The organism is Flagellimonas alvinocaridis, assembly GCF_004916895.1.
Classification (GTDB): Bacteria; Bacteroidota; Bacteroidia; order Flavobacteriales; family Flavobacteriaceae; genus Flagellimonas; species Flagellimonas alvinocaridis.
Genome location: NZ_SNTZ01000003.1, coordinates 359,056 through 384,198 on the forward strand (window position 1 = coordinate 359,056; position 25,143 = coordinate 384,198).

The window sequence follows — 25,143 nt, forward strand, 5'->3', positions numbered from 1 at the left end:
AATATGAAGGATGCGGTAATCCGTGAGATTACTCCGGAAGATAACGCTCAGGTTGCCCAAGTAGTTCGCAAGGTTTTGGAGGATTTGGGGGTGCCCAAAGTGGGTACTGCGTATGCCGATAAGGCTTTGGATGATATGTATGCCGCCTATGATGTGCCCAGGGCTACCTACTTTGTTGTGGAGTATGATGGCCACATCATTGGTTGTGCAGGAATTGCGCTTTTGGAGAACTACGATGGAAATGTGTGCGAACTTCAAAAAATGTACTTTTTGGAAGAGGCTAGGGGGAAGGGACTAGGCGTGCAGATGATCAACGTATGCCTGGATAAGGCCAAGATGTATGGTTTTGAGGCATGCTATTTGGAAACCATGCCTTATATGAAATCGGCCCAAAAACTTTACCAACGCAGCGGTTTCGAGTATATTGATGCCCCTATGGGCAATACAGGACACTATTCTTGCCCGGTCTGGATGCTAAAAAAACTGTAATGCTGCTCCAAGAAATCAAGACCATTTTTCATAAGGAATTGGATGGTATTTATCCCAAAGAGGAAGTGGATGCATTCTTCTACCGATGTATAGAACATTATCTGGGATTGGAGCGCTTTGTTCTGGTTGTTCGACCCAAGACTACGGTGACCAAGGAAGAAGAACAGCCCCTGTTTGAAGCTTTGACACAACTGAAGCAAGAACGACCCCTGCAGTATATTTTGGGCACGACCCATTTCATGGACATGGAGTTTGCCGTCAATGAAGATGTTCTCATTCCCCGACCCGAAACCGAAGAATTGGTGCAATGGATTATGGATGATGTGGAAAATCAGAAATCAGAAAGCGAACATCGGATATCAGAAATAAGAATCCTCGATATCGGAACAGGAAGCGGTTGTATTGCCATATCCTTGGCCAAATACATCCCCACTGCAAAGGTCTACGCTTTGGATATTTCCGAAAAAGCCTTAGAGGTAGCTCGCAAGAATGCCGAAGCCAATTCCGTGGACGTTACCTTTTTTAAACAGAGCATTCTTGACCCTGGACTTGATCTTGAACTTGATTTTGATGTCATCGTTTCCAATCCACCTTATGTCAGAGAGTTGGAAAAAAAGGAGATAAAGAAAAACGTAGTCGACCACGAACCGCATTTGGCACTTTTTGTTTCGGATGAAGACCCTTTGCTGTTTTATAGGGCCATTGCCCATTTTGCCAATAGAAACCTGAGCAAAAATGGAGGTTTGTACTTGGAAATCAATCAATATTTGGGAGCAGAGAGCCAGTCCCTTTTGAAAGCCCATAATTTTTCGGAAATTGAACTCCGAAAAGACATCTTTGGTAATGATAGGATGATCAAGGCGAATCCCAATCCATGAAAAGTATTTCAGTTTTTTGCGGTAGCAGTAACGGTAATGATACGGCCATTGTCCGTGAGTCGTATGCATTGGGTACATTATTGGCCCATGAAAATATCACCCTGGTGTATGGTGGTGCCAAAGTAGGCCTGATGGGACAGGTGGCCAACGGGGCATTGGACCATCATGGACAGGTTATTGGGGTGATTCCCGATTTCCTACGTTCCAAGGAAATTTTCCATGATAGGATTACCGAATTGATTGTGGTGGACAGCATGCAGGAACGGAAAATGAAAATGCACGAACTTTCCGAAGGCACTATTGCCCTGCCCGGTGGATTTGGTACCCTTGAAGAATTGTTCGAGATGGTAACCTGGGGACAATTGGGCCTGCACACCAAGCCTATCGGGATTTTAAATATCAATGGATATTATGACAAACTGTTGGAATTTCTGGATGGCATGGTGGTCGCAGGACTATTGAAACAAGAAAATAGGGATATGCTTTTGGTGGATACATCTTCAGAAGGACTTCTGGGCCAAATGAGATCGTACCAACCAATGGCAACCCCAAAATGGATTAAAAAAGATCAGATATAGCAGATGAGCAGCATCGAACAAAAAATAACATCCCTTCGGGAAGAACTCCGGGAGCATAATTACAAATATTACGTGTTGGACCAACCTTCCATTTCGGATTTTGAGTTTGATATGAAACTCAAGGAACTCCAAAAACTGGAAGAACAACATCCCGAATTCCATGACCCAACATCACCATCATTGCGGGTTGGGGGAGCGGTGACCAAGAACTTTGAGACGGTAGTGCATGAGCATCGAATGTATTCGTTGGACAATTCGTATTCCAAGGAAGATCTGGAGGATTGGGAAAAGCGCATCCAACGTATTTTGGGCGATGTGCAGGTTGAATTCACCTGTGAGCTCAAATATGATGGCGCTTCTATAAGCCTCACCTATGAGGATGGACAATTGGTGCGGGCGGTGACCCGGGGAGATGGTTTTCAAGGTGATGAGGTAACCACCAACATCAAGACCATCAAATCGGTTCCTTTACAATTAAAAGGGGACTACCCTCAAAAATTTGACATCCGCGGCGAGATCATTCTCACTCTCGAAGGTTTCGCCAAGATGAACCAAGAACGTATCGAAGCGGGGGAAGACCCATACATGAATCCAAGGAACACGGCTTCTGGCAGTCTTAAACTACAAGACAGTGCTTTGGTGGCCCAACGTCCTTTAGAGTGTCTGTTGTATAGCATTACTGGAAATAATTTGGGCATCAAGACCCAATTTGAAGTATTGGAAAAAGCAAGGCAATGGGGGTTTAAGGTGCCCACCGTGGCCAAGTTGTGCAAGTCCACTCAAGAGGTAATGGAGTTTGTGGATTATTGGGACACCCATCGTCACAGCCTGCCCTACGAAACCGATGGGGTGGTGATAAAGGTGAACAGCATCCAGCATCAAGAAGAATTGGGGTATACGGCAAAATCCCCCCGGTGGGCCATGGCCTACAAATTCAAGGCGGAACAGGTATCCACCGTACTCAATGAAATCACCTACCAAGTAGGGCGCACCGGAGCCATTACCCCAGTGGCCAATCTGGAACCTGTATTGTTGGCTGGTACAACGGTAAAACGGGCTTCCCTGCACAATGCGGACCAGATTGCCAAGCTGGATGTGCGCGAAGGGGACACCGTTTTTGTGGAAAAAGGAGGGGAAATCATCCCCAAGATTATTGCGGTGGATTTTACGAAGCGTTCTACCGACTCAAAACCTACAGAATATATTACCCATTGCCCAGAATGTGGCACGGAACTCATTCGGAAAGAAGGGGAGGCCCAGCACTTCTGTCCCAATGACACTGGTTGTCCTCCCCAGATTACAGGTCGAATACAACATTTTATATCCAGAAAGGCTATGGATATTGAAGGCATGGGCAGCGAAACGGTGGAATTGTTGTTCAAGGAAGGACTGATTGCCAATTACGCCGACTTATATACCCTGACCAAGGAACAGGTGATGCCTTTGGAACGAATGGCGGAAAAATCTGCTGAAAATTTGGTCAATGGTGTGGCGGCATCAAAAAGTATCCCTTTTGAAAGGGTTTTGTTTGCTTTGGGAATTAGATATGTTGGGGAGACCGTTGCCAAAAAATTGACCAAGGCCTATAAAAACATCGATGCGTTGATGGTGGCCACCCAAGAGGAATTGATCGCTGTAGATGAGATAGGGGAGCGGATTGCTGAAAGTGTGATTCGTTTTTTTGCAGATTCCTCCAATGTGGAACTTGTAGACCGTTTGAAATCTTATGGATTACAGTTCTCACTATCTGAAGAACAATTGGAAAATCAAACCGACAAATTGAAGGGGCAAACTTTTGTAGTGTCCGGCGTTTTTGAAAGCATCAGTCGGGACGACCTCAAGAAACTCATTGAGGACAATGGGGGCAAGGTGGCCTCATCCATTTCATCCAAGACCAGTTTTGTAGTGGCGGGCGACAATATGGGCCCCAGCAAGAAAACCAAGGCGGAGAGTTTGGGCGTGCCCATCATTTCGGAACAGGAGTTTATGGAAAAAGTGAGTGTATGATCCCTGAAAACTTCCCATCATTTCAAAAAACTTTGGAAGAAGCCAAACCTTCATCGGCATGGCCCTTACCCCTTCAGGCTTTGTGGTATGATGCCCGTGGCGACTGGGAGGCTTCACATGATATTGCCCAGGACCTACATACCCCTATGGGCAGTTGGATCCATGCGTACCTGCATAGAAAGGAAGGAGATGACTGGAATGCTAAATACTGGTACAGTCAAGCAGGTAAGTCTTTTCCCAACTATGGTTTGGAGGAAGAACTTAAACTTTTGGTGGAGACCAATCTTCAATGAAAAATGCCGGCATTTAGCCGGCATTTCCATATTACTTTGACAAGTATCACTTTGTGATTATTGTTTGAACAATTTTACAACTTCACTAGAATTGTCATCATAAGTCAATTGAAGAAAGTAAAGTCCGGAGGGGCCTTTTACGTTGGATAAATCCAGGGTGATCTGCTGTCCTCCGCTGATTTTCCCTTTGGGAACATTGTATTTGTATCCGCCTCCATCGGTAAGAATTGCTTTTTTGATAGATCTTCCTTCTAGTAAACTAACATTTATGTTGCTTGAGAAAGGATTGGGATACACGGCAACTACATTGTCAGCTCCGGCTAAAGGGTCATCACCTTCATCATCCTGAGCATTGGGGTTTTCCATAACTTCACGATTCACCTTACCGTTCCAACCCATGTCATCAAAAATGGAAAGAACAATGGGACCGGGATTATCAAAAGAGGCTCCTGTGGACAAAAATGGAACCATGAGTCCGTTGGGTCCACCGGCGTAGGTGAAATAATCCAAATGCGAATAGCTTGAGCCGGGCAACCAAATATCGGTAAGACCTGGAATTTCACCGCCTAAAATATCAGAATCCAATATGGTGAACACTTGGGCACCTTTACCTTGGGTAGTTCCTTTGATTCGGGGTCCTTTGGCAGTCAGAGGGCCAGAAAGGAGCACATCCCCCAACGCTGTGGTAAAATTACCGTATTTGTTTTCCTTCAAAATAGACTTCCCATCAGCTGAATGGGCCAATCGATCATAAATGGCAGGGAAAACGGGATTGGGAATGCCAAATCCATAATCTCCGATACCCGTTTCATTGTCAACAAATAGGGAGCCGAAGAAGCCTAAACCATGTCCAAGTTCGTGTAATACTACAGACTTAAAGTCGTACATGCCTGCAGGGGTATTTCCATCGGTGCCGTAATACCAGTTTGGGAAAACCGTACTGAAATTGGCCACGATGTCATAACTAGTAGGATTTAAATCCTCCCCTGAAAGCTTGTCGGCCAAGGCATCGCCATACCAGGTATTTCTTTCCAATCCGGGGGCATTGGCAAAAACACTGGTGGGTCCAGCGGAGCCTAAAACACCTTCATCCAAAGGTTGAAAAACAGCGGCAACATAAATTGGCACATCAGAAGACAATAGACTGGCCCATGCATCCACTGCAGATTGAAATGCTGTGGCTGCAATTATAAAATCTTCAATGGGTAGTGAGGGATCAAAATTGTAGTAATCAACAAAAATGGTAGCTCCGGTTGCTGCTTTTTTAGTGTTTGAAGCAGATTTTTGGTTTCCATTCACTGTGAGTCCTGAGCGTGCTTTGCCAATACTGTGATGGGCTGCAGCTACAGCATCTGCCGCATGGATTTCACAGGCAATTTCGCCATTGCTGTTCATGGTCAACTCACTAATAGGTCCTGGGAGGGACTGTTGGCTTTGGGCCCATGAAATAGATGAGATCAGAAGAAAGCTAAAGAGTAGGGATGGAGGTAGATGTTTGGGGTGTGGGGTAAAAATCTTTTCTTTCATATAAAATGGTTTGTGTGAACCCTCTAAAATGTTAAAAATTTAACAAAAAACAAAACCTTTGTTTCACTTTTTCGGTTAAAAGTGCTTATTAAATTGAAAAGAAGCAGTTCATCGGATAAATAGTCGTTTTCATCCGGGTCATGGCCTTGTAAATTGAAGTCCAAGCCCAAGTCTCAATTGCATGAGGACGGTATTGTTCATTGAACATGATCTATTGATCATTGTTTATTGCCAATTAGACATTGGAACCCTAAACGGAAATGCTTACTCCTTGTGTTGTAGTTTTTTTGGCGGCATCAAAATAAAAATCGATTCGACCCACATTCAGCCCATAGCATCCTACTTGATTCACCAAAACGGAGTCGCCATTTTGGTTGGTGCGGACATGGGGCTTTTCCAAAAAAGTATGGGTGTGCCCCCCAATAATCAAATTGGTGTGATAGGTGCGTTGCGCCAGCTGCGTATCAGAAGGGCGTTGAGGATTTTCATAATCGTATCCCAAGTGGGACAAGCAAATGATCAGGTCACATCGTTCCTCTTCCTTTAGTTGACGTTCTATATCCAGGGCGATTTCAAACGGATTTAAATATTGGGTTTCTTTGTACAGACGTTTGGTCACAAGTCCATCCAAAGCAATACCGAGTCCATATACACCGATTTTAATTTCATCCACCACATAGGTTTTGAAGGGCTTTACATAGCCGTCCAGTACCGTGTTGGAAAAATCATAGTTGGCCGAGAGCATTTCAAACGAAGCATAGGGCATTTGAGCCAACAAACCGTCCACGCCATTGTCAAAATCATGGTTGCCGATTGTGGCGGCATCGTACTTTAGTTTACTCATCAGTTTGAATTCCAGTTCTCCGCCATAAAAGTTGAAGTAGGGGGTACCTTGGAAAATGTCGCCTGCGTCAAAAAGCAGTGTATTTGGATTCTCATTTCTAATTTGCTCCACTAAAGCTGCTCTACGGGCCACCCCACCCAAATTTGGATATTGGGAGTGCGAGTTTGGGAAAGGGTCAATATGACTATGTACATCATTGGTGTGCAATATGGTGATCTGCTTACTTCCAAAATTGGAGCAGGAATTGAGGCTTATACCGCCAATGCCTGCCAAAGTTGTCACAGCCGCTGTGTTTATTAAAAAATCCCTTCGTTTCATTTAATCCAATTGAATAAATCGATCATCAACAATAGCATTGAGTGTATCTACCTTCTTGAAATGATCAATGATTGCATTTCGCAAAAGGTAATCAATATCAGAAGTGGAAATAGTGTCCTTAAAAAATCCAATGCTGGGTCCACCCTGCACCAGGTAATCCGAAGTCCCCACAAAATAGGTTCGGGTTTCGTCAAAGGGTTTTCCTTGAATGTCCACAGATTCCAAACCACCTTTTTTATCCAAGACAATTTGCATACCCGCAATGGGATGTCTTCGGGTGGCGTTGACCAAAAAAGTGATGAGTTCCCGAACCGCAGAACCGCTCATTTCTACAATGGCAATGCGATTTTCAAAAGGCATGACCTCATATGCATTTCGGGCACTTACGCTTCCTTCGGAAATTATAGATCGGACACCTCCGTAATTGAGTACAACAAAGTCAAGGTCGTTTCCCGTTCTGGATTTAAAAATAGGAGTGGCTTCCTCCAAAACAATATCAGCCATTAAATTTCCCATGGAAGTATTGCGCTTGCCATCATCCAATAGAAAAGGTTTTGGAGCGTAAGCCAGGGCACTGTCCAGCACTTGGTTTATGCGGGTCCTGTATGGTTCAACAAAGGAAACAATGGAATCTACTTCATGGAGGGAAGCATCAATGGGAATCTGTTGTCCTTGGATTGAGGATAGTTGTTGAGTCTCCTGTTTACAGGAAAACAAAAAACCCATTGTTATAAATATAACAAATTGTTTTAATTTTAAAACGCTCACGTCTGTATCTTTGTCAAGTAATCTTGGTAGAATATTTACCTTTGTAAAAATGCATAAAATTATGTTTATAAGGGGTCTCCAAGATAAATTTAAAGTTAAATCAGGGCTCAAATATTTGAAGGAGGAAATGGAAAAGCCTCCCGTGCCTGTGAACAGAGAGAAGGGGATCACCAGTATAGGTTGTATTGTTGATACCGATAATTTTCAGAAAGCAGAGGCATTTTATGAGTTGATTGGTGATTTTTCCCTTAAACCCAATGCCATAAAAATCATTGGTTATAAGAGAGAGTACGATAAAAGTTCACCTTATGCCATTCAGATGTTCTCGGATAGAGACCTTGGGTGGAAAGGACAAATAGAAAATGGATATGTGCTTGAGTTTTTGGGCAGGGAATATGATATGCTCATTAGCTATTACGAAGAGGACAATCTTTTGATGAAACTTTTATCGGTTAGGGCCAAGGCCCGCCTAAAAGTAGGGTTGGGCACCCAAGACTTAAAGGTCAATGATTTGATCTTGAGTACGCCACTGAAAGACTTTGAGTTGTTTAAAAGTGAATTAAAGAAATACTTGAAGGTTTTAAAAGAACTGTAATGGAACAATTGGTAGGAACGGGAGTTGCTTTGGTAACCCCTTTTACAGAGGATTTTTCGGTAGATGTTAACGCCTTGGAAAGGATTGTGGAACATAACATTCAAGGTGGAGTGGATTACTTGGTGGTCATGGGTACCACGGGAGAGTCTGCCACGTTGTCTAAAGCCGATAAACTTTTGGCCATGGATGTGGTTGTGCGCACCAATGCTGGAAGATTGCCTTTGGTATTGGGTGTTGGAGGAAACAACACGGCTGCCGTGGCCGAAGAATTAAACACTTTGGACCTATCGGACTTTGATGCAATACTTTCCGTTTCACCTTATTACAACAAACCAACGCAAGAAGGCATCTATCAACATTTCAAGTTTATTGCAAAAGCTTCCCCAAAACCAATCATTTTGTATAATGTCCCTTCTAGGACTGGTAGTAACATGCTTGCAGAGACAACCCTAAGATTGGCCCACGATGTCCCTAATATTGTTGCCATTAAAGAAGCTAGCGGGGATATGGTTCAAATCGATAAAATCATCAAGGAAAAGCCCGAAGGATTTATGGTGATTTCAGGAGACGATTTCACCGCATTGCCCACCGTTTTGGCGGGAGGTTCTGGGGTCATTTCCGTATTGGGACAGGGACTGCCTGGTCATTTTTCAAAGATGATGAACTTAGGATTGGAGGAAAATGTTGATGAAGCTTATCAAATCCACCATAAGTTGTTGCCATTGATGCAACTTATTTTTGAAGAAGGCAACCCAGCAGGCATAAAAAGTGTTTTCGAAAGTCTTGGCCTATGTAAGTCCACTGTACGCCTACCTTTGGTAGAGGCCACACCCTCCCTCAAGAATAGAATTGGCGCTTTTTTGAAGGCAATGGATACGGCTCATGCCTAAATTTCGTTAAAAGTTGCCCAAAACCTTGGGGAATGGTAGTTGTACCCATTACTTTTGGATTTTAAATTCTTTTTTTAAATCCGTTCATTATCACTAATTTTGCAAAATGTTTTTGAAAATGAGGTACATTCTCCCTGTATTGTTTGCCATGGTTTTTCTTGCTTCCTGCAGTGAGTACCAAAAGGTGCTTAAAAATGAGGAAGTAAAGGCTAAATATGATATGGCCGAAAAACTCTATGAAGAAGGCGACTACAAAAGAGCCATTCGGTTGTTTGAACAGATAGCTCCAAAGTATGTGGGCAGACCCCAAGGGGAGCGGGTAATGTTCTTCTTTGCCAATTGCTATTTCAAAAATGAGGATTATTATTTGGCAGGATATCAGTTTGAACGCTTCCTTAAATCTTATCCACAGAGCGACAAGATTCAAGAGGCTGGTTTTTTAGGGGCCAAAAGCTACTATATGCTTTCACCATCCTATTCTTTGGACCAAACAGACACAGACAAGGCCTTGGCAAAATTGCAGACCTTCATCAACACATATCCAGAATCGGAATATTTTGATGAGGCCAATACCATGGCAAAGGAGTTGACCTCCAAGAAAGAGAAAAAGCAAATAGAGATTGCCAAACAATTCAATAAATTGGGTGGATGGGATTATACTATTTTGGTATCTGCCATTACTGCATTAGACAATTTTGTATCGGACAATCCAGGCTCAATATATAGGGAAGAAGCATTGTACTACCGTATAGAGGCCACAACCACTTTGGCCATGAACAGTGTTGACAGCAAGAAGAAAGAGCGATTGCAGGAAGCTCTGGACTCCTACAATAACCTATTACGTTATTACCCCGAAACACAGTTTAAAAAGAAAGCGGACGATTTGTCCGATAGAATCCAAAAGGAATTGAGTGCATTTAACACCATTTCCGATTCCAAATAACAAGTTTTTTAAAACAGTTGCATATGCAAGATTTGAAAAATACAAAAGCTCCGGTCTCTACAGTTACATTGAACAGAAACGAGTTCGATCAAAAGACGCAGAACATCTATGAAGCCATTTCCATCGCTTCCAAACGTGCCATCCAAATCAATTCTGAAATAAAAAAGGAATTGTTGGAAAAGCTGGAAGAGTTTGCTACCTATAGCGATAGTTTGGAAGAGGTTTTCGAGAACAAGGAGCAAATTGAGGTCTCCAAGTTCTACGAAAAATTGCCAAAGCCCCATGCCTTGGCTGTATTGGAGTGGTTGGAAGATAAAATCTACTACAGGAACACAGAGAAAGACGCCTAGAATATGTTGGGCGGTAAGAACATCCTTTTAGGTATTACCGGGGGAATTGCCGCCTATAAGACTACATTTCTAGTCAGGTTATTGATAAAAGCTGGTGCCCAGGTCAAAATAGTGATGACCCAGAGTGCCGGCTCTTTTGTTTCCCCGTTAACCTTAAGCACACTTTCCAAGAATCCCGTGCTAACCGATTTCATCAACGAGGAGGACGGTAGCATTTCATGGAACAACCATGTGGAACTCGGTCTATGGGCAGACATTATGCTCATAGCACCTGCAACGGCCAATACCCTTTCCAAAATGGCAAACGGGGTATGCGATAACCTTCTTATGGCCACCTATCTATCTGCAAAATGTCCCATCTATTTTGCTCCGGCCATGGATTTGGACATGTATCAGCACCCCACTACCAAAGCTTCCATAGAAAAATTAACGTCATTCGGTAATAATCTAATCCCAGCCGAATCTGGCGAATTGGCCAGCGGATTGCATGGTGAGGGTCGCATGGCAGAACCTGAAAACATTGTTCAATTTCTTCAGGACCATTTGGTTGAAGGATTACCCTTGAAAGGCAAAAAAGTACTTATTACAGCAGGTCCAACCCATGAAGCCATAGACCCTGTCCGATTTTTAGGCAATCGTTCTTCGGGCACTATGGGTTTTGAACTCGCCAAAAAGGCGGCAGATTTGGGGGCAGAAGTCATTTTGGTATCCGGACCCACGGGATTGTCCATACAACATACCTCCATTAAATTGGTAAGGGTTACATCGGCCCAAGAAATGTACAATGAGTGCCATGCCCATTACCCAACTACGGATATTGCCATATGTGCTGCAGCCGTAGCCGATTATCGCCCCAAGCAAGTAGCCAAGGAAAAAATCAAAAAAGAAGATGGTGGTCTTACCATAGCACTTGAACGTAACCCTGACATCCTTTTGTCATTGGGAGAAAGCAAGGCCCATCAGTTTTTGGTTGGATTTGCGTTGGAAACCCAGAACGAACTGGAAAATGCCAAAGGCAAGCTACAGCGTAAAAACTTGGATGGCATAGTGCTCAATTCACTTAAGGATGATGGCGCAGGTTTTGGAAGCGCCACCAACAAAATCACCTTCATTGATAAGAATTTGCAGATAAAAACGTTTGGATTGAAGACGAAGCCCGAAGTGGCCTCGGATATTTGGGAAGAAATCATTGCACGAATCCATGCGTAACATTCTATTGTTCAGCCTATTTTTAATAGTTTCATTTGCGGTTCACGCGCAGGAACTCAATTGTCAGGTCACCGTAAATTCTGATCAAGTAGGGCAAACCAATCAACAGATATTTAAGACATTGGAACGTTCACTGAACGATTTTGTGAACAATACCAAATGGACCAATAGGGTCTATCGTGAAAACGAGAAGGTCAATGCCCGAATGTTCATTACCGTAACACAATACGAATCGGACCGTTTTGAGGCCAATATCCAAATACAGTCTTCCCGCCCCGTGTACAATACTTCTTATGAGAGTTCTGTGTTTAATTACAAGGATGATGCTTTCAATTTCCAATACCAAGAATTTCAGCCGTTGGTGTACAATCCCAATCTGTTCGACTCCAATCTGGTAGGGGTTATATCGTATTATGTATACCTTGTTTTGGGCTTGGATGCCGATACCTTTTCTTTGGAAGGGGGCAATGATTTTTATAGAATGGCCCAAAATATTGTGACACAAGCACAGGGGTCCAACTATAGTGGATGGAGCCAAGAAACCGGTGAGCGTACCCGTTTTGAGTTGGTGGACAACCTTTTGAGCAATTCTTTTAGGGAATATCGCATCGCCATGTATAATTACCACCGCAAAGGCTTGGATATTCTAGCCGATAATAATAGTACGGGGAAACAGGTCATTGCTGGAAGCCTTCGGTTGTTCGAGACCCTTATCAAAAGACGTCCCAATGCTTTTTTGATTCAAACTTTCTTTGATGCCAAATCTGAGGAAATCCAAAATATCTTTTCCGATGGCCCCAAGGTGGATATTGTAAAACTCAAGGAAACCCTGAACAAAGTGGCCCCATTTTATTCCAATACCTGGAACCAAATAAATTACTAGCTAAGTTCTCCAAAGACATTTATCTTTACGGGGAAAATTATCCAAATTGCTAGCAAATCTTTCCATCCAAAATTATGCGCTTATTGACGATGTCAATGTGACTTTTTCCAGTGGATTTACCACAATTACGGGAGAAACAGGGGCGGGGAAATCCATATTGTTGGGAGGGCTTTCCTTGGTATTGGGCAAACGGGCAGATTTAACATCGCTCAAGAACACCGAGCAAAAATGTGTGATAGAAGCTGAATTTGATATCTCCAAATACAATCTAAAACCGTTTTTTGCAGAAAACGACCTAGATTACGAGGATAGGACCATTTTGCGTCGGGAAATACTGCCCAGTGGAAAATCCAGGGCCTTTGTCAATGATACCCCGGTAACCTTGGATGTGCTCAAGACTTTGGGGGAGCAGTTGGTAGATGTACATTCCCAGCACCAGACCCTTCGTTTGACCGAGAACGACTTTCAGTTAAAGGTCATCGATGCTCTTGCGGATAATTCAGAAAACCTGAAGCACTACAAAACCCATCTGGCCCAACACGCCAAAGTATCGAAGGAATTACAGGAATTGGTCAATTTTCAATCCAATGCCGATAAAGAACACGATTACAACAGTTTTTTGTTGAAAGAATTGGAAGAAGCCAAGTTGCGGGCTGGTATGCAGGAAGAACTGGAGGATGAATATGAGCAGTTGAACAATGTAGAGCAGATCATGGAACAATTGGCTGCAGGATACCAGTTGTTGAATGAAGAACAATTGGGCATTTTGGGTCGATTGGCAGATTTAAAGCGAACATTCCAAAACCTGAAAGGTTTTGGTTCGGCATATGCATCCTTGAACGATAGGGTACAATCCATTTTTATTGAAACCGATGATATTGCCTCGGAACTGGAAAGTATGAAAGATGCAGTTGAGGCAAATCCAGAGCGATTGGAAACCGTTAATGGACAATTACAGCAATTGTACGATTTGCAAAAAAAGCATCACGTAGCTACTGTGGATGAGCTTATTGCGATTCGTGAAGAATTGTCAATAAAAGTGGAGGCGGTTGCCAATATTGAATCAAAGATTGAAGCCAAACGAGCTGAAGTTCAACAAATCACCAAAGAAGTGGATGCTTGGGCGGATAAAATCAGCAAGGCTAGGAAATCGGTCATTCCAAAACTCAAAGATATGCTACAGGAAAACCTGTCAGCATTGGGCATGCCTTCGGCCAGCTTCAAGATTGAAGTAAATCAAACCAATGCATTTAAGATGCACGGGAAGGACGACTTGGTGTTTTTGTTCTCCGCCAACAAGGGGTCAAATTATGGAGAACTGAAGAAGGTAGCTTCTGGAGGTGAACTTTCCCGAATCATGCTCACCATAAAGTCCATTTTGGCTGCATACGAACAATTGCCTACCATGATGTTTGATGAAATTGACACTGGAGTTTCGGGGGAGATTTCCAACAAAATGGGCGAAATCATGCAACGGATGAGCAAGACCATGCAAGTATTCTCCATAACGCATTTGCCACAAGTGGCTTCAAAAGGACAACATCAGTTTAAAGTGTTCAAGGAAGAGCAGGAGGGAGGCACAAGTACCCAAATGAAAAAGCTGAGCACCGATGAACGCATTACCGAACTTGCAGAAATGTTGGGAGGGAAGTCATTGTCAGAATCTGCTTTGGCCCATGCACGGCAATTGTTGCAATAGAAATGTAAACAGAACACATTTGGGCAAAAAGCGGAGAACTTCAAAATAGAATAAATATCTTTGCCACAGAACCAACAATAGCAAAATACATATGGCGTACAATCTTTTAAAAGGAAAAAGAGGAATCATTTTTGGAGCTTTGGATGAAAATTCAATTGCTTGGAAAACCGCAGAACGAGTTCATGAAGAGGGAGGTACCTTTGTGCTGACCAATGCACCCATTGCCATGCGAATGGGACAGATAAAGGAATTGGCTGCAAAGACCAATTCAGAAATTATCCCAGCCGATGCCACCAACGAAGAGGATTTGAACAACCTTGTTGAAAAAGCCACTGAAATCTTGGGGGGGAAATTGGATTTTGTGCTTCATTCCATAGGAATGTCGGTGAACGTGCGTAAAGGAAAGCATTATACTGATGAGAACTATGATTTTACGGCAAAGGGTTGGGACGTTTCCGCACTTTCCTTTCATAAAGTAATGCAGAGCCTATATAAGGCCGATGCCATGAACGAATGGGGCAGTATTGTAGCTCTTACCTATATGGCGGCCCAACGTACATTCCCAGATTATAACGATATGGCCGATAACAAAGCGTATTTGGAATCCGTGGCCAGAAGTTTTGGCTATTTCTTCGGGAAAGAGAAAAAAGTAAGGGTAAACACCATTTCACAATCCCCAACACCAACTACAGCTGGCCAAGGCGTTAAAGGGTTTGATGGTTTTATCAACTATGCCGAAAAAATGTCGCCTTTAGGGAATGCTTCGGCGGATGATTGTGCCAATTACACCGTGAGTCTGTTTTCTGATCTGACCAAAAAAGTAACCATGCAGAACCTATTCCATGATGGTGGGTTCTCCAATACAGGGGTGAGTCAAGAGGTAATCGATGAATTTACCAAGTAATCCAAATAAATAACACAGAAAGCCATCCTTTTTGGGATGGCTTTTCTATTATAGATGAATACTTTTTTTTCCATAGTCGTTCCAGTGTACAACAGGCCTGATGAAGTTCGGGAGCTGTTGGAAAGCCTTTCCCAACAAACTTTTCGGAAGGATTTTGAGGTGGTCATCGTGGAAGATGGTTCTTCGGAGAGTTCGGAAGAAGTAGTTAAGACCTTTCAGGATAAGCTCCAGATTTCGTATTACTACAAACCAAACTCAGGGCCAGGGGATTCCCGAAACTTTGGTATGCAAAAGGCGAAAGGGAATTACTATATCATTTTGGATTCGGATTGTATTTTGCCAGAGCAATACCTTTCTGAAGTGGACAAGGAACTCCAAAGGGAATTTGTGCACTGTTTTGGCGGACCCGATGCTGCCGATCAATCGTTCACCACGGTTCAAAAGGCCATTAATTATGTGATGACCTCTTTTTTTACCACGGGAGGGATTCGGGGAGGGAAAAAGTCCGTTGGAAAGTTTCAGCCACGCAGTTTTAATATGGGAATATCCAAGGAAGCCTTTGAAAAAGCAGGTGGATTTGGACGTATTCACCCTGGGGAAGACCCAGATTTGACCTTTCGAATTTGGAAGGCAGGATTTGATTCCCGATTGTTTCCAAAGGCCCACGTTTACCATAAAAGGCGAATAGATTGGAATAAGTTTTACATCCAAGTGAATAAGTTTGGAATGGTACGGCCTATTTTAAACCTATGGCATCCGGGCACGGCCCGCCCTACATATTGGTTCCCCACTTTTTTTATGCTTGGTCTGAGCATTTCTGTCATACTCGGATTGTTTGGGATTTACCTTCCATTGGTATTGTACGGTTTTTATTTTTTACTGCTGTTTGTTGATGCATTGCTCAAGAATCGGAACTTAAAAGTGGCCTTTTTGGCCCTATTTGCGGCATTGACACAGTTTACGGGGTATGGAATAGGTTTTTTCAAGTCCACAATCTTGCTTACTTTTAGTAATAGGGAACCGGAGGAACTGTTTCCCAAGCTGTTTTTTAAGAAAAAATAGAAGTGTTCAAAAAGCTATTGCACGGCCTCAATCAAAGAAAAGTGAAGGTTTTTTCACTGTTTTTGTTGTGCTCTTTTCTAGCTTGGTTTTTGAGTAATTTGTCTGAATCCTACGAATCCAGAGCCAATTTTGCAATTAATTACAGAAATCTACCGGATACACTTTTATTGGGAAAAAATTCTGAAAGTACTGTTGAAGCCAAGCTGAGAACCAGCGGTTTTCAGTTCCTGTATTTTAATTTTTTCAGGAAGCGGATAGATGTTGATGTGTCGAAGGCGGTATACTTGAATGGGAAATATGTATTGACCGAAGATGCCCTAAAAAAGCAAATGGATCAGCAATTGTCACAGAACATATCACTCTTGGAAATAGATCGCAATCAATTGGAGGTTGATCTTTATCAAGTGGCCTCAAAAGAAATTCCCGTGGTACCAAGTCTGGACATACAATTTGAGCAAAACCATATTTTGGATGGGAAATTGGATGTTTCGCCAGACCATGTTGTGGTAAAAGGCCCAAAAAATGAAATAGACACACTGCGAAGCATTCGGACCGCCCCCTTACAATTGACCAATTTGTCAACGGATTTTTCAAGAGAAATGTCACTGATTTTTCCAAAAGGGATGGACAATACCATTTTTTCAGTGGGAAGGGTCAATGTTTCAGGAAAAGTGGTGCGGTTTTCAGAAAAGGTTTTTGAAGTGCCCATTCGGGTGATAAATTTGCCTGAAGGATACCAAATCAAAACCTTTCCCAGCTCGGTAACGGTACTTTGCAAGGCCACTGTGGAACGATTAAAGGAAATTTCGTTATCGGATTTCGAGGTGACCGCAGATTATGCACAATTGAATGGAGCCGAAAGAACCGTATTGTTCCTCAAAAAAACCAAGAGCCCTGAAAATGTGTACGATGTTAGGTTGCAAGAGGCAAGAGTCAATTTTATATTGGAACAACAACCATGAAAATTGTAGGACTTACTGGAGGTATAGGGAGCGGAAAAAGCACCATTGCACAAATGTTCAAAGATTTGGGGGTTCCAGTTTATGACTCGGATTTGGAGGCCAAACGACTGATGTCCACCTCAGATGAGCTTAGGGGTAAAATCAGGGGTCTTCTAGGTGATGGGGCTTATGAAGGAAATCTATTAAATAGGGCATACATAGCTGAAAAGGTTTTTAAAGACCCAAAATTACTGGAACAACTTAATGGTATTGTGCACCCCGCTGTTAGGAATCACTTTTTGGATTGGTCATTAAAGTACGATGAGCCGTATGTAATTCAGGAAACTGCATTGATATTTGAAAACCAGTCCCAAGACCAATATGATTATATTGTGTTGGTGACAGCTCCATTTGATTTACGGCTGCAACGGGTGATGGAACGGGATGGAGCAACACAAAAGCAGGTTATGGAGCGGATGAAAAATCAGATGGAGGATGCCCAAAAAGTGGATTTGGCTCATTTTTGTATCGTAAACGTGGATTTGGAAACTACCAAAAGCAAGGTTCAGGAACTTCACGCCAAGCTTGCGGCGCTGTCTTCTTCATAATTTTAACATTTTTGTTAAGGTTAGGTTAAACGGCCAAAGGTCTAAATGTTAAATATTTAATTTTGACGCAATGAACAAGAAGCTATTCGTCCTTCTAGTCATTCTTATGAGTTTGTCCCTTACCGGGATAATATTCGTTCAGGTATATTGGATACGGACATCCATAAACGACAAGGAAGAGCAATTTTCAAGGACGGTCACGGATATTTTGGATAAGGTGGCTGGTAGAGTGGAGATGATGGAGATGAAAGATTATTCAGACCGTTTGGCTTCGCTCGTGGACAGTATTGGTCAACCTAAAAGCACACAGTTCAGGAATTTTTTGTTTGTTGACCGGGATTTGAACTCCGATGAGATTCTTTTTTATTCCCACGGAATTCTTGAAGAAGATTACAATATAACATCTACGTTCTTTGATAACATAGGCGGAGAAGACGATACAACTACGTTTAAAAACTATACCAGTAAACGTACCAAGGCTGTATTTAAGGAAGAGTATGGTTTGGATGGGAAGAGCTATAGTTTGACCCCCATCCAAAGAGCTGAAAAAATTGGAGGGTTGTCCAGGATTGATAAGGCAGCATGGGAAGATGTCTTTATGGAATATGCCAAGACAAGACCCATTCATAAAAGAGTATCCAATCAAGAATTGGAACTTTTATTGAGCCAAGAGCTGAAGAACAGGAATATTGATATAGATTACGAATATGGGGTCTATAGTCAGGGCTACCCCACAAAAGTACGGTCAAAGAAGTTCAAGTTTTCCGGTTCAAAAATGTACAAGGCGCCAATTTTCAAGGATAGTGAGGGGTTCACCAATTTTTCATTGCTGCTCACCTTTCCCAAAATGAAAAAATTCTTGTTCAGGTCTATAACGGGGATGGCACTATTGTCCCTCATATTCACTTTGGTGATTATGATCGCATATTCCAGCGCTATCTATCAGTTGATAAGGCAAAAGCAGATATCCGAAATCAAATCGGATTTCATCAACAATATGACCCATGAGTTCAAGACTCCCATCGCTACTATCAACTTGGCCGTGGAAGCCATTCGCAACCCAAAGGCGATAGAGGACAAGGAAAAAGTACTACGGTATTTGGGTATGATAAGGGACGAGAACAAGCGTATGCATGCGCAGGTGGAAAACGTTCTGAGAATATCTAAACTGGAGAAAAACCAACTGGATATCAGTAAGGACAGGGTGGATGTGCACGACATCATCGGCGATGCCATTGCCCATGTGGAATTGATCGTGCAGGATAGGGGAGGCTATGTAAATGCCCATCTTGAAGCCGAGAGATCTGAAATTTTGGCCAATGACATGCACATGACCAATGTAATTGTAAACATACTGGACAATGCCATAAAATATTCTCCTGAGCCGCCAAAAATTGATGTGTATACAGAAGTGGTGAAAAACAATATCATCATAAAAGTACAAGATCAAGGGGCCGGAATGAGCAAAGCCGTCCTTAAAAAAGTTTTTGAGAAATTTTACCGGGAGCATACCGGTGATATACATAATGTAAAAGGCCACGGATTAGGGTTGGCCTATGTAAAAAGAATAACAGACGACCATCAAGGAGAGGTTTATGCAGAAAGTGAAAAAGGAAAAGGAAGCACATTCTTCATAAAACTCCCCCTAATTTAAAAGCAAACTATGGAAACAGAGAAAAAGAAGATATTATTGGTAGAGGATGACCCTAACTTTGGGATTGTTCTTAAAGACTATTTGTCCATGAACGATTTTGAAGTGGTTCTGGCCAAAAATGGTATGGAGGGTTTTGAGAAATTCAAAAAAGACAATTATGATGTCTGTATCTTGGATGTGATGATGCCTTACAAAGATGGGTTTACCCTTGCAAAGGAGATTCGTGAGAAGAATGAGAATGTTCCTATCATTTTCCTTACTGCCAAGACCATGAAAGAAGATGTGCTCAAGGGGTATAAGGCCGGTGCCGATGATTATTTGAACAAGCCCTTCGATTCTGAAGTATTGTTGATGAAACTTAAAGCCATACTTCAACGAAAAGCATCCAGTACTTTGGCAGACAGCAAGCAGTTTGAGTTCCAAATTGGAAATTTCCACTTGAACTCTAAATTACGCTTCTTGAAATTCAACGATGAGGAGCCTATTAAACTTTCGCCCAAGGAAAATGAACTGTTACGTTTATTGGCATTGCATGAGAATGACTTAATGCCAAGGGAATTGGCGTTGACAAAAATTTGGAGAGACGATAATTACTTTACCTCAAGAAGTATGGATGTGTACATTGCCAAACTCAGAAAATATCTGAAACGTGATGATACAGTGGAGATCCTGAATATTCATGGTGAAGGTTTCAGATTGGTGATTAAAGCTGAGAACCAATAAAAGAAATACTATTTTTTAATAGTAAGCCGCCCAAAGGGCGGTTTTTTTATTGTATGATAGTTAGGTAAATAGGTACACCAAGGATACGGATAACATTCCTACAATCGACAAAATTGTGGTCATTACTGTCCATGATTTAAAGGTCTCCTTTTCAGTAATGCCCAAATATTGTCCAACCAGCCAAAAGCCACTATCATTTACATGGGAAAAAATGCTTGCCCCAGACGCAATGGAAATTACCATGCAGGCCAATTGCAACGAATTTAAATCAGTATGGATAAGTAAAGGCGAAACCAGTCCTGCGGCAGTAATCATGGCTACAGTGGATGATCCTTGTATGACCCTAACAATGGCTGCACTTATATAAGCAAAGATAAGTACAGGGATTCCTGCATTGCCCAACGATGTTGCCAAAAGTCCTCCTGCCCCAGTATCGGTCAGTACCTGTTTGAAAACCCCGCCGGCCCCTGTCAGTAAGATAATGGTTCCTGCTGGGGCTAAAGATTTTGTGGTAATGTTTAAAAGTTGTGACTTGGAAAATCCTTTTCGGATTCCAAAAACATACCATGCCAATAGATTGGCTATGATCAACGCTGAAAAGGGGTGTCCAATCAAAGCGATAAAATTCAAGATTGTTTCATTAATGCCAAATGCTCCCGTTGACAGTATGGTATTGGTTAGAATCAACAAAATCGGTAGGCCAATAATAAACAGTGTCTGTCCAATAGGAGGGAGTTGGGTTGGATTCTTGTCCTCTATCTGTTTAGGTGCTTCAACAAATATTTTTTTTGATATGTACTTTCCGAAAAGAAGTCCAGCAAATAGGGCAGAGGGAATTCCAGCAAAAAAACCCATTAAAATGACCCATCCTAAATCGGCCCCTATAATGTCGGCAACTGCAATGGGTCCTGGAGTGGGTGGAATAAAAGCATGGGTGATGGCCAGTCCGGCAAGCAATGGAATGGCATATAACAATAATGACTTTCCTGTTTTTCGTTGCAAGGCATAGATCATGGGAACCAAAATGATGAAGGCCACATCAAAAAAAACAGGGATGGCGATTAAAAACCCGGAAACGGCCATAGCCGATGGGGCATTTTTTAATCCAAATTTGGAAACCATAAAGTCTGCAATGGTTTTGGCGCCGCCCGAAGCTTCCAAAATTCCTCCGAACATGGCGCCGAGCCCCACCACGGTTGCAACAAACCCCAATGTCCCACCCATTCCTGTTTGGATGGTGGCTATGATTTGTTTGGCATCCAGACCGGCAATAAGCCCTACTACAATGCTGCCTATCAATAGGGATACAAAAGCATGGATGCGAAGCTTTAGAATTAAAAAAAGCAGTACGGATATACCAACAATGACCGCAAGAAGTAAATTGACTTCAATCATTTGAGCTGTCTTAGGATTTCTTCTACGATTTTATTTGATTCTTGTGCAATGGACACGGTGATTGCCTTTGAAGGGGGCTCAAGGGTTTCGAACTGTGATTTTAATAACCCAAGTGGCATGAAATGGTCTTTTCTGCTCGCCAAACGCGATTGTATCAAATCAAAAGAACCATCCAGATAGATAAACTTAAGTTGTTGGCCCATTCCCGATTTTAGGATGCTTCTATAGGTTTTCTTCAGTGCCGAACAGGCTATAATCACTCCTGAGTCTTTATGCTCCAGAGCCAAAGCGTTCAACCGTAAAAGCCAACCTTTCCGGTCTAGATCGTTCAATGGAATTCCAGATGACATTTTTTGAATGTTCGCTTCAGGATGAAAATCATCTCCATCAAAAAAAGGATAACCCAACTGATCGGCAAGCAGTTTACCAATTGTGGTTTTTCCAGTACCACTGACGCCCATAACAACTAGGACTTTACTGTTCTTGACCATGAGATATGTTATTTAGTTGGTCTGAAACTGCCTTAAAGATGTTTTTAGGTTCTGTTTTGTGGTCCACCCAGAGTATATTTTGATTTTTCCGCAGCCAAGTCAGTTGCCGTTTGGCAAAACGCCTTGTGTTCTTTTTGATTTCTGAAACAGCAGTGTCCAGAGGACAATGTCCGTCAAGATATTCAAAAAGTTCTTTGTAGCCAACTGTTTGTAGGGCATTCAGATGCCTGTAAGGATGCAACTTTTGTACTTCCTCCAACAAACCAGCCTGCATCATAAGGTCTACCCGGGTGTTGATGCGTTTATATATGACCTCTCTTGGCGCTTCTATGCCAACATAAAGGGCCTTGAACTCTCTTTTGGGTTTGTATTGATTCAAGAACGTGGAATAGGGTTTGTTTGCCATAATGGAAACTTCCAAGGCTCTAATTAACCGATGTGGGTTTTCAATATCCACGATTTTATAGTAGGACGGGTCTCTTTCCCTTAATTCCTCTTGCAGGGAATTTAGTCCCTCTTCATCCAACTTTTGATTCAAGGATTCCCTGATTTTGGGGTCTACTTCTGGAAATTCATCCAATCCGTTCACCACGGCATCCACATACAAACCGCTTCCTCCGACCATTATGGCAACATCTTGCTTTCGAAACAGCTTACTCAATAATTCAATGGCATCTTTTTCAAAATCCCCGACTGAATAAGGATCAAAAATGCTTTTGTGTTGAATGAAATGGTGCGTAGCCGCCTTTAATTCCTCTTTGGAAGGCACTGCAGTACCTATTTCCATTTCTTTAAAAAATTGCCGGGAATCAGCAGATATGATTTCGGTGTTAAAATGTTGGGCTAACCCAATACCAAGGGCAGTTTTTCCTATGGCAGTGGGCCCCACTACCGCTATGAGTACCTTGCAACTCATAACGTATGGCCGCAGTTATAGCAATGGGTAGCGTCATCTCGATGCCCTTCGGCGGAGCAACTAGGGCAAGCTTGCGTGTTTAAGTGTACCAGTTTCTTGGTTTCTTCTGTTTCTTTTTTATTTCGAGAGAACTCTGCGGTAACAATGCCTGTGGGAACTGCAATGATTCCGTAACCTAGTATCATGATTATCGTAGCTAGGAACTGTCCTAAACTTGTCTGTGGGGTAATATCGCCAAAACCTACGGTGGTGAGGGTTACAATGGTCCAATAAATGCTTCGGGGAATGCTGGTGAAACCTGCATCATCTCCTTCAACAAGATACATTAGAGTACCTAAGATTACTGAAAGAATCAGTACAACATAAATGAAAACGGCTATTTTGGTACGGCTGGCTTTTAAAGCCGACTGTAATTGGGAAGCTTCCCCAATAAACTTCACCAATTTTAATATCCGGAAAATACGCAGTAATCGGAATGCCCTAACCGCCAACAATACCTGCGAACCTGCCAAAATATAGCTTAAATACAATGGAATAGTGGATACAAAATCTATGATGCCATAAAAACTGAAAATGTATTTCCATGGCTTTTTAATACTGACTATACGGGCTATATATTCTAATGAAAAGAAGATGGTTACGCACCACTCCAAGACTAGTAAAATTTGATGGTAACGTTCGTCTATTTCCTTGACGGTTTCCAACATGACCAGAATTACACTGAGGATAATCAGGAAAAATAGGGCCATGTCGAACAATTTTCCCATTGGGGTGTCCGCCTCATAAATAATTTCATGAAGTTTATTTTTCCATCCAGAATGTGCGTTCTGCTCTTTCAAGTTGAAGGAGTTAATGCTATGGTCTTGATTCTATTTTTCTTTCTTAAAAAGGATTCAATGATAAAAGTAGTGTTCTCATCGCTGCTCATAGGGGTCATTATGGATTCCAATATATGAATATTATTCATTTGATGATTCAATTCCACATACCCAAAACCTTGCAAATGACCATTTTTGATGAGCAAAAAGCTACGCTCCCCTGTTTCCCGTCCACGGTCTACCAAAGCAACATTCTTTTCCAAAATACTGTATTTGTCCAACACCTCCATTATCCTTTCATTGCATTGTTGTGGATTGACATCATCTCCATTTTCGGGTGTTTTTGCAAAAGAAGAAGAGCACAGATTAAACTCAGACTGTATTCTTTCCAAAAAATTCTTGGCGGAAACAGCTCCACTGAACCCTATTTTTAGTTTTGCCTTAGAGCTGCCATTTTCTATGCCAACAAGAATATGATCAGAGCCATTCTTGCTAAAACTCACCACATGCGAAAAAAGATTTCTTCTGGTAATGTTGTTATGTCGTGGGTTGGTTTTTTGCAATTCTTGATATTCTTTAAGGAGTGCGATGAGTTCACTGCCCGTAGGTTCATAAGTGACTCTTTTGGTCTCTTTTTGCAATCTTCTTGCGAGACTACCCACATTGGTAAAATGTTGGTTGACTCTTTTTTTGATGTTTGTGGTTTTCCCAAGAAAAATGATTTCTCCTTCTTTGTCGTGCATGTAGTACACCCCTGTTTCGGAGGGTAGGGAAGTGACCATGTCCAATTGGTTGTGGGATAGTTCCCCGTGAGCCGCTTCCCGGATAACCTCTTGGATGATGCCTTTGCCAGAATCCTTGTTCAGTAGCAATTTAAAGAGTTTCAGGGTGGCTATGGCATCTCCATTGGCCCGATGCCTGTCGCTCATGGGAATACCCAAGGAGCGGGCAAGTTTGCCCAAGCTATGCGATTCTGCTTCAGGGATTAATTTTTGGGAGAGATCAACTGTACATAGCGTTTTTCGCTGATAGTCGTACCCTAATCGTCTAAATTCTGTTCTAAGAATACGATAATCAAACTGGGCATTATGAGCCACCAAAGTGGCCCCATCCGTAATCTCAACAATCCGTTTGGCCACTTCATGAAATTTTGGGGCGGAACGGAGCATTTTATCTTTAATTCCGGTTAGTTTTGATACAAAAGGCTGAATTTCCCGCTCTGGATTGATCAAGCAGATAAACTTGTCCACCACTTTATGCCCATCGAACCGATGAATGGCAATTTCCATGATGCCTTCTTCATTGTATTTTCCTCCTGTGCTTTCAATGTCGAGTATGGCGTACATGAAACTGTATTGGT

The 25,143-nt window shown here is 42.3% G+C and carries 26 protein-coding genes; 18 read left to right on the plus strand and 8 right to left on the minus strand.

Features of this window, described 5'->3' with window-relative positions:
- Positions 1 to 3: 3 nt before the first annotated feature.
- From EZV76_RS09155 to EZV76_RS09170, 5 genes are read left to right on the plus strand one after another with little or no spacing between them, the layout of a single operon-like run.
- Complete coding sequence (locus EZV76_RS09155) at positions 4 to 489, plus strand: GNAT family N-acetyltransferase (protein WP_136566240.1); 486 nt, start codon at positions 4 to 6, stop codon at positions 487 to 489.
- The gene (prmC, locus tag EZV76_RS17195) at positions 489 to 1,367 is read left to right on the plus strand and encodes a peptide chain release factor N(5)-glutamine methyltransferase (protein WP_201741844.1); all 879 of its coding nucleotides are present in this window, start codon (positions 489 to 491) and stop codon (positions 1,365 to 1,367) included. Before EZV76_RS09155 ends, prmC begins: the two co-directional genes overlap by 1 nt.
- A complete protein-coding gene (locus EZV76_RS17200; protein WP_201741845.1) occupies positions 1,364 to 1,945 on the plus strand; it encodes an LOG family protein in 582 nt (193 codons plus the stop codon). Before prmC ends, EZV76_RS17200 begins: the two co-directional genes overlap by 4 nt.
- 3 nt (positions 1,946 to 1,948) lie before the next feature.
- Complete coding sequence (gene ligA, locus EZV76_RS09165; protein ID WP_136566241.1) at positions 1,949 to 3,952, plus strand: NAD-dependent DNA ligase LigA; 2,004 nt, start codon at positions 1,949 to 1,951, stop codon at positions 3,950 to 3,952.
- Complete coding sequence (locus tag EZV76_RS09170; protein WP_136566242.1) at positions 3,949 to 4,245, plus strand: hypothetical protein; 297 nt, start codon at positions 3,949 to 3,951, stop codon at positions 4,243 to 4,245. Before ligA ends, EZV76_RS09170 begins: the two co-directional genes overlap by 4 nt.
- A 57-nt stretch (positions 4,246 to 4,302) precedes the next feature.
- Here EZV76_RS09170 and EZV76_RS09175 read toward each other — a convergent pair whose 3' ends face one another.
- The 3 genes from EZV76_RS09175 to EZV76_RS09185 form a co-directional block, all read right to left on the minus strand.
- Positions 4,303 to 5,772 (minus strand): T9SS type A sorting domain-containing protein, encoded by a 1,470-nt coding sequence (locus EZV76_RS09175; RefSeq protein WP_136566243.1) that lies wholly within the window; start codon positions 5,770 to 5,772, stop codon positions 4,303 to 4,305.
- A gap of 250 nt (positions 5,773 to 6,022) precedes the next feature.
- The gene (locus tag EZV76_RS09180) at positions 6,023 to 6,934 is read right to left on the minus strand and encodes a metallophosphatase (protein WP_136566244.1); all 912 of its coding nucleotides are present in this window, start codon (positions 6,932 to 6,934) and stop codon (positions 6,023 to 6,025) included.
- Positions 6,935 to 7,660 (minus strand): 5'-nucleotidase C-terminal domain-containing protein, encoded by a 726-nt coding sequence (locus EZV76_RS09185; RefSeq protein WP_201741846.1) that lies wholly within the window; start codon positions 7,658 to 7,660, stop codon positions 6,935 to 6,937.
- Between the two features lie 103 nt (positions 7,661 to 7,763).
- On the opposite strand from EZV76_RS09185, the gene EZV76_RS09190 reads away from it, so the two are divergent.
- From EZV76_RS09190 to EZV76_RS09250, 13 genes are all read left to right on the plus strand, one after another.
- Positions 7,764 to 8,297, plus strand: coding sequence for a DUF6913 domain-containing protein (locus tag EZV76_RS09190; protein ID WP_136566245.1), 534 nt, complete (start codon positions 7,764 to 7,766; stop codon positions 8,295 to 8,297).
- Positions 8,297 to 9,187 (plus strand): 4-hydroxy-tetrahydrodipicolinate synthase, encoded by an 891-nt coding sequence (dapA, locus tag EZV76_RS09195; RefSeq protein WP_136566246.1) that lies wholly within the window; start codon positions 8,297 to 8,299, stop codon positions 9,185 to 9,187. Before EZV76_RS09190 ends, dapA begins: the two co-directional genes overlap by 1 nt.
- Positions 9,188 to 9,293: 106 nt before the next feature.
- Positions 9,294 to 10,130, plus strand: coding sequence for an outer membrane protein assembly factor BamD (locus tag EZV76_RS09200; protein WP_136566247.1), 837 nt, complete (start codon positions 9,294 to 9,296; stop codon positions 10,128 to 10,130).
- Between the two features lie 23 nt (positions 10,131 to 10,153).
- On the plus strand, positions 10,154 to 10,480 hold the full coding sequence (locus tag EZV76_RS09205) for a DNA-directed RNA polymerase subunit omega (RefSeq protein ID WP_136566248.1): 327 nt from the start codon (positions 10,154 to 10,156) through the stop codon (positions 10,478 to 10,480).
- A gap of 3 nt (positions 10,481 to 10,483) precedes the next feature.
- Positions 10,484 to 11,689 (plus strand): bifunctional phosphopantothenoylcysteine decarboxylase/phosphopantothenate--cysteine ligase CoaBC, encoded by a 1,206-nt coding sequence (coaBC, locus tag EZV76_RS09210; RefSeq protein WP_136566249.1) that lies wholly within the window; start codon positions 10,484 to 10,486, stop codon positions 11,687 to 11,689.
- Entirely contained in the window at positions 11,682 to 12,572 is an 891-nt protein-coding gene (gene porD, locus EZV76_RS09215) for a type IX secretion system protein PorD (RefSeq protein ID WP_136566250.1), read from the plus strand. Before coaBC ends, porD begins: the two co-directional genes overlap by 8 nt.
- Positions 12,573 to 12,618: 46 nt before the next feature.
- Positions 12,619 to 14,271, plus strand: coding sequence for a DNA repair protein RecN (gene recN / locus EZV76_RS09220; protein ID WP_136566251.1), 1,653 nt, complete (start codon positions 12,619 to 12,621; stop codon positions 14,269 to 14,271).
- A gap of 91 nt (positions 14,272 to 14,362) precedes the next feature.
- Positions 14,363 to 15,175: an enoyl-ACP reductase FabI gene (locus EZV76_RS09225; protein ID WP_136566252.1), complete on the plus strand. Its 813-nt coding sequence runs from the start codon at positions 14,363 to 14,365 to the stop codon at positions 15,173 to 15,175.
- Positions 15,176 to 15,229: 54 nt separating this feature from the next.
- Positions 15,230 to 16,237 (plus strand): glycosyltransferase family 2 protein, encoded by a 1,008-nt coding sequence (locus EZV76_RS09230; RefSeq protein WP_136566253.1) that lies wholly within the window; start codon positions 15,230 to 15,232, stop codon positions 16,235 to 16,237.
- 89 nt (positions 16,238 to 16,326) lie between these two features.
- Positions 16,327 to 17,199, plus strand: coding sequence for a CdaR family protein (locus tag EZV76_RS09235; protein ID WP_136566254.1), 873 nt, complete (start codon positions 16,327 to 16,329; stop codon positions 17,197 to 17,199).
- Entirely contained in the window at positions 17,196 to 17,786 is a 591-nt protein-coding gene (gene coaE / locus EZV76_RS09240) for a dephospho-CoA kinase (RefSeq protein WP_136566255.1), read from the plus strand. Before EZV76_RS09235 ends, coaE begins: the two co-directional genes overlap by 4 nt.
- 70 nt (positions 17,787 to 17,856) lie before the next feature.
- Positions 17,857 to 19,440: a sensor histidine kinase gene (locus tag EZV76_RS09245; protein WP_136566256.1), complete on the plus strand. Its 1,584-nt coding sequence runs from the start codon at positions 17,857 to 17,859 to the stop codon at positions 19,438 to 19,440.
- Positions 19,441 to 19,449: 9 nt separating this feature from the next.
- A complete protein-coding gene (locus tag EZV76_RS09250) occupies positions 19,450 to 20,163 on the plus strand; it encodes a response regulator transcription factor (RefSeq protein WP_136566257.1) in 714 nt (237 codons plus the stop codon).
- 60 nt (positions 20,164 to 20,223) lie between these two features.
- Here the strand turns inward: EZV76_RS09250 and EZV76_RS09255 are convergent, their stop codons facing one another.
- From EZV76_RS09255 to EZV76_RS09275, 5 genes are read right to left on the minus strand one after another with little or no spacing between them, the layout of a single operon-like run.
- A complete protein-coding gene (locus tag EZV76_RS09255) occupies positions 20,224 to 21,558 on the minus strand; it encodes a GntP family permease (RefSeq protein ID WP_136566258.1) in 1,335 nt (444 codons plus the stop codon).
- Entirely contained in the window at positions 21,555 to 22,049 is a 495-nt protein-coding gene (locus EZV76_RS09260) for a gluconokinase (RefSeq protein WP_136566259.1), read from the minus strand. Before EZV76_RS09260 ends, EZV76_RS09255 begins: the two co-directional genes overlap by 4 nt.
- Positions 22,033 to 22,965 (minus strand): tRNA (adenosine(37)-N6)-dimethylallyltransferase MiaA, encoded by a 933-nt coding sequence (gene miaA, locus EZV76_RS09265; RefSeq protein ID WP_136566260.1) that lies wholly within the window; start codon positions 22,963 to 22,965, stop codon positions 22,033 to 22,035. The genes EZV76_RS09260 and miaA overlap by 17 nt, the downstream gene beginning before the upstream one ends.
- On the minus strand, positions 22,962 to 23,804 hold the full coding sequence (locus tag EZV76_RS09270; RefSeq protein WP_236640898.1) for an ion transporter: 843 nt from the start codon (positions 23,802 to 23,804) through the stop codon (positions 22,962 to 22,964). Before EZV76_RS09270 ends, miaA begins: the two co-directional genes overlap by 4 nt.
- Positions 23,801 to 25,129 carry an exonuclease domain-containing protein gene (locus tag EZV76_RS09275; protein WP_136566261.1) on the minus strand — a complete coding sequence of 443 codons (1,329 nt, stop codon included), beginning with the start codon at positions 25,127 to 25,129 and terminating at the stop codon, positions 23,801 to 23,803. Before EZV76_RS09275 ends, EZV76_RS09270 begins: the two co-directional genes overlap by 4 nt.
- Positions 25,130 to 25,143: the final 14 nt, after the last annotated feature.

Coding starts and splice junctions, on each gene's coding strand:
- EZV76_RS09155 (WP_136566240.1), top strand. CDS start 4: ATGAAGGATGCGGTAATCCGTGAGATTACTCCGGAAGATAACGCTCAG.
- prmC (WP_201741844.1), top strand. CDS start 489: ATGCTGCTCCAAGAAATCAAGACCATTTTTCATAAGGAATTGGATGGT.
- EZV76_RS17200 (WP_201741845.1), top strand. CDS start 1,364: ATGAAAAGTATTTCAGTTTTTTGCGGTAGCAGTAACGGTAATGATACG.
- ligA (WP_136566241.1), top strand. CDS start 1,949: ATGAGCAGCATCGAACAAAAAATAACATCCCTTCGGGAAGAACTCCGG.
- EZV76_RS09170 (WP_136566242.1), top strand. CDS start 3,949: ATGATCCCTGAAAACTTCCCATCATTTCAAAAAACTTTGGAAGAAGCC.
- EZV76_RS09175 (WP_136566243.1), bottom strand. CDS start 5,772: ATGAAAGAAAAGATTTTTACCCCACACCCCAAACATCTACCTCCATCC.
- EZV76_RS09180 (WP_136566244.1), bottom strand. CDS start 6,934: ATGAAACGAAGGGATTTTTTAATAAACACAGCGGCTGTGACAACTTTG.
- EZV76_RS09185 (WP_201741846.1), bottom strand. CDS start 7,660: ATGGGTTTTTTGTTTTCCTGTAAACAGGAGACTCAACAACTATCCTCA.
- EZV76_RS09190 (WP_136566245.1), top strand. CDS start 7,764: ATGTTTATAAGGGGTCTCCAAGATAAATTTAAAGTTAAATCAGGGCTC.
- dapA (WP_136566246.1), top strand. CDS start 8,297: ATGGAACAATTGGTAGGAACGGGAGTTGCTTTGGTAACCCCTTTTACA.
- EZV76_RS09200 (WP_136566247.1), top strand. CDS start 9,294: ATGTTTTTGAAAATGAGGTACATTCTCCCTGTATTGTTTGCCATGGTT.
- EZV76_RS09205 (WP_136566248.1), top strand. CDS start 10,154: ATGCAAGATTTGAAAAATACAAAAGCTCCGGTCTCTACAGTTACATTG.
- coaBC (WP_136566249.1), top strand. CDS start 10,484: ATGTTGGGCGGTAAGAACATCCTTTTAGGTATTACCGGGGGAATTGCC.
- porD (WP_136566250.1), top strand. CDS start 11,682: ATGCGTAACATTCTATTGTTCAGCCTATTTTTAATAGTTTCATTTGCG.
- EZV76_RS09225 (WP_136566252.1), top strand. CDS start 14,363: ATGGCGTACAATCTTTTAAAAGGAAAAAGAGGAATCATTTTTGGAGCT.
- EZV76_RS09230 (WP_136566253.1), top strand. CDS start 15,230: ATGAATACTTTTTTTTCCATAGTCGTTCCAGTGTACAACAGGCCTGAT.
- coaE (WP_136566255.1), top strand. CDS start 17,196: ATGAAAATTGTAGGACTTACTGGAGGTATAGGGAGCGGAAAAAGCACC.
- EZV76_RS09245 (WP_136566256.1), top strand. CDS start 17,857: ATGAACAAGAAGCTATTCGTCCTTCTAGTCATTCTTATGAGTTTGTCC.
- EZV76_RS09250 (WP_136566257.1), top strand. CDS start 19,450: ATGGAAACAGAGAAAAAGAAGATATTATTGGTAGAGGATGACCCTAAC.
- EZV76_RS09255 (WP_136566258.1), bottom strand. CDS start 21,558: ATGATTGAAGTCAATTTACTTCTTGCGGTCATTGTTGGTATATCCGTA.
- EZV76_RS09260 (WP_136566259.1), bottom strand. CDS start 22,049: ATGGTCAAGAACAGTAAAGTCCTAGTTGTTATGGGCGTCAGTGGTACT.
- miaA (WP_136566260.1), bottom strand. CDS start 22,965: ATGAGTTGCAAGGTACTCATAGCGGTAGTGGGGCCCACTGCCATAGGA.
- EZV76_RS09275 (WP_136566261.1), bottom strand. CDS start 25,129: ATGTACGCCATACTCGACATTGAAAGCACAGGAGGAAAATACAATGAA.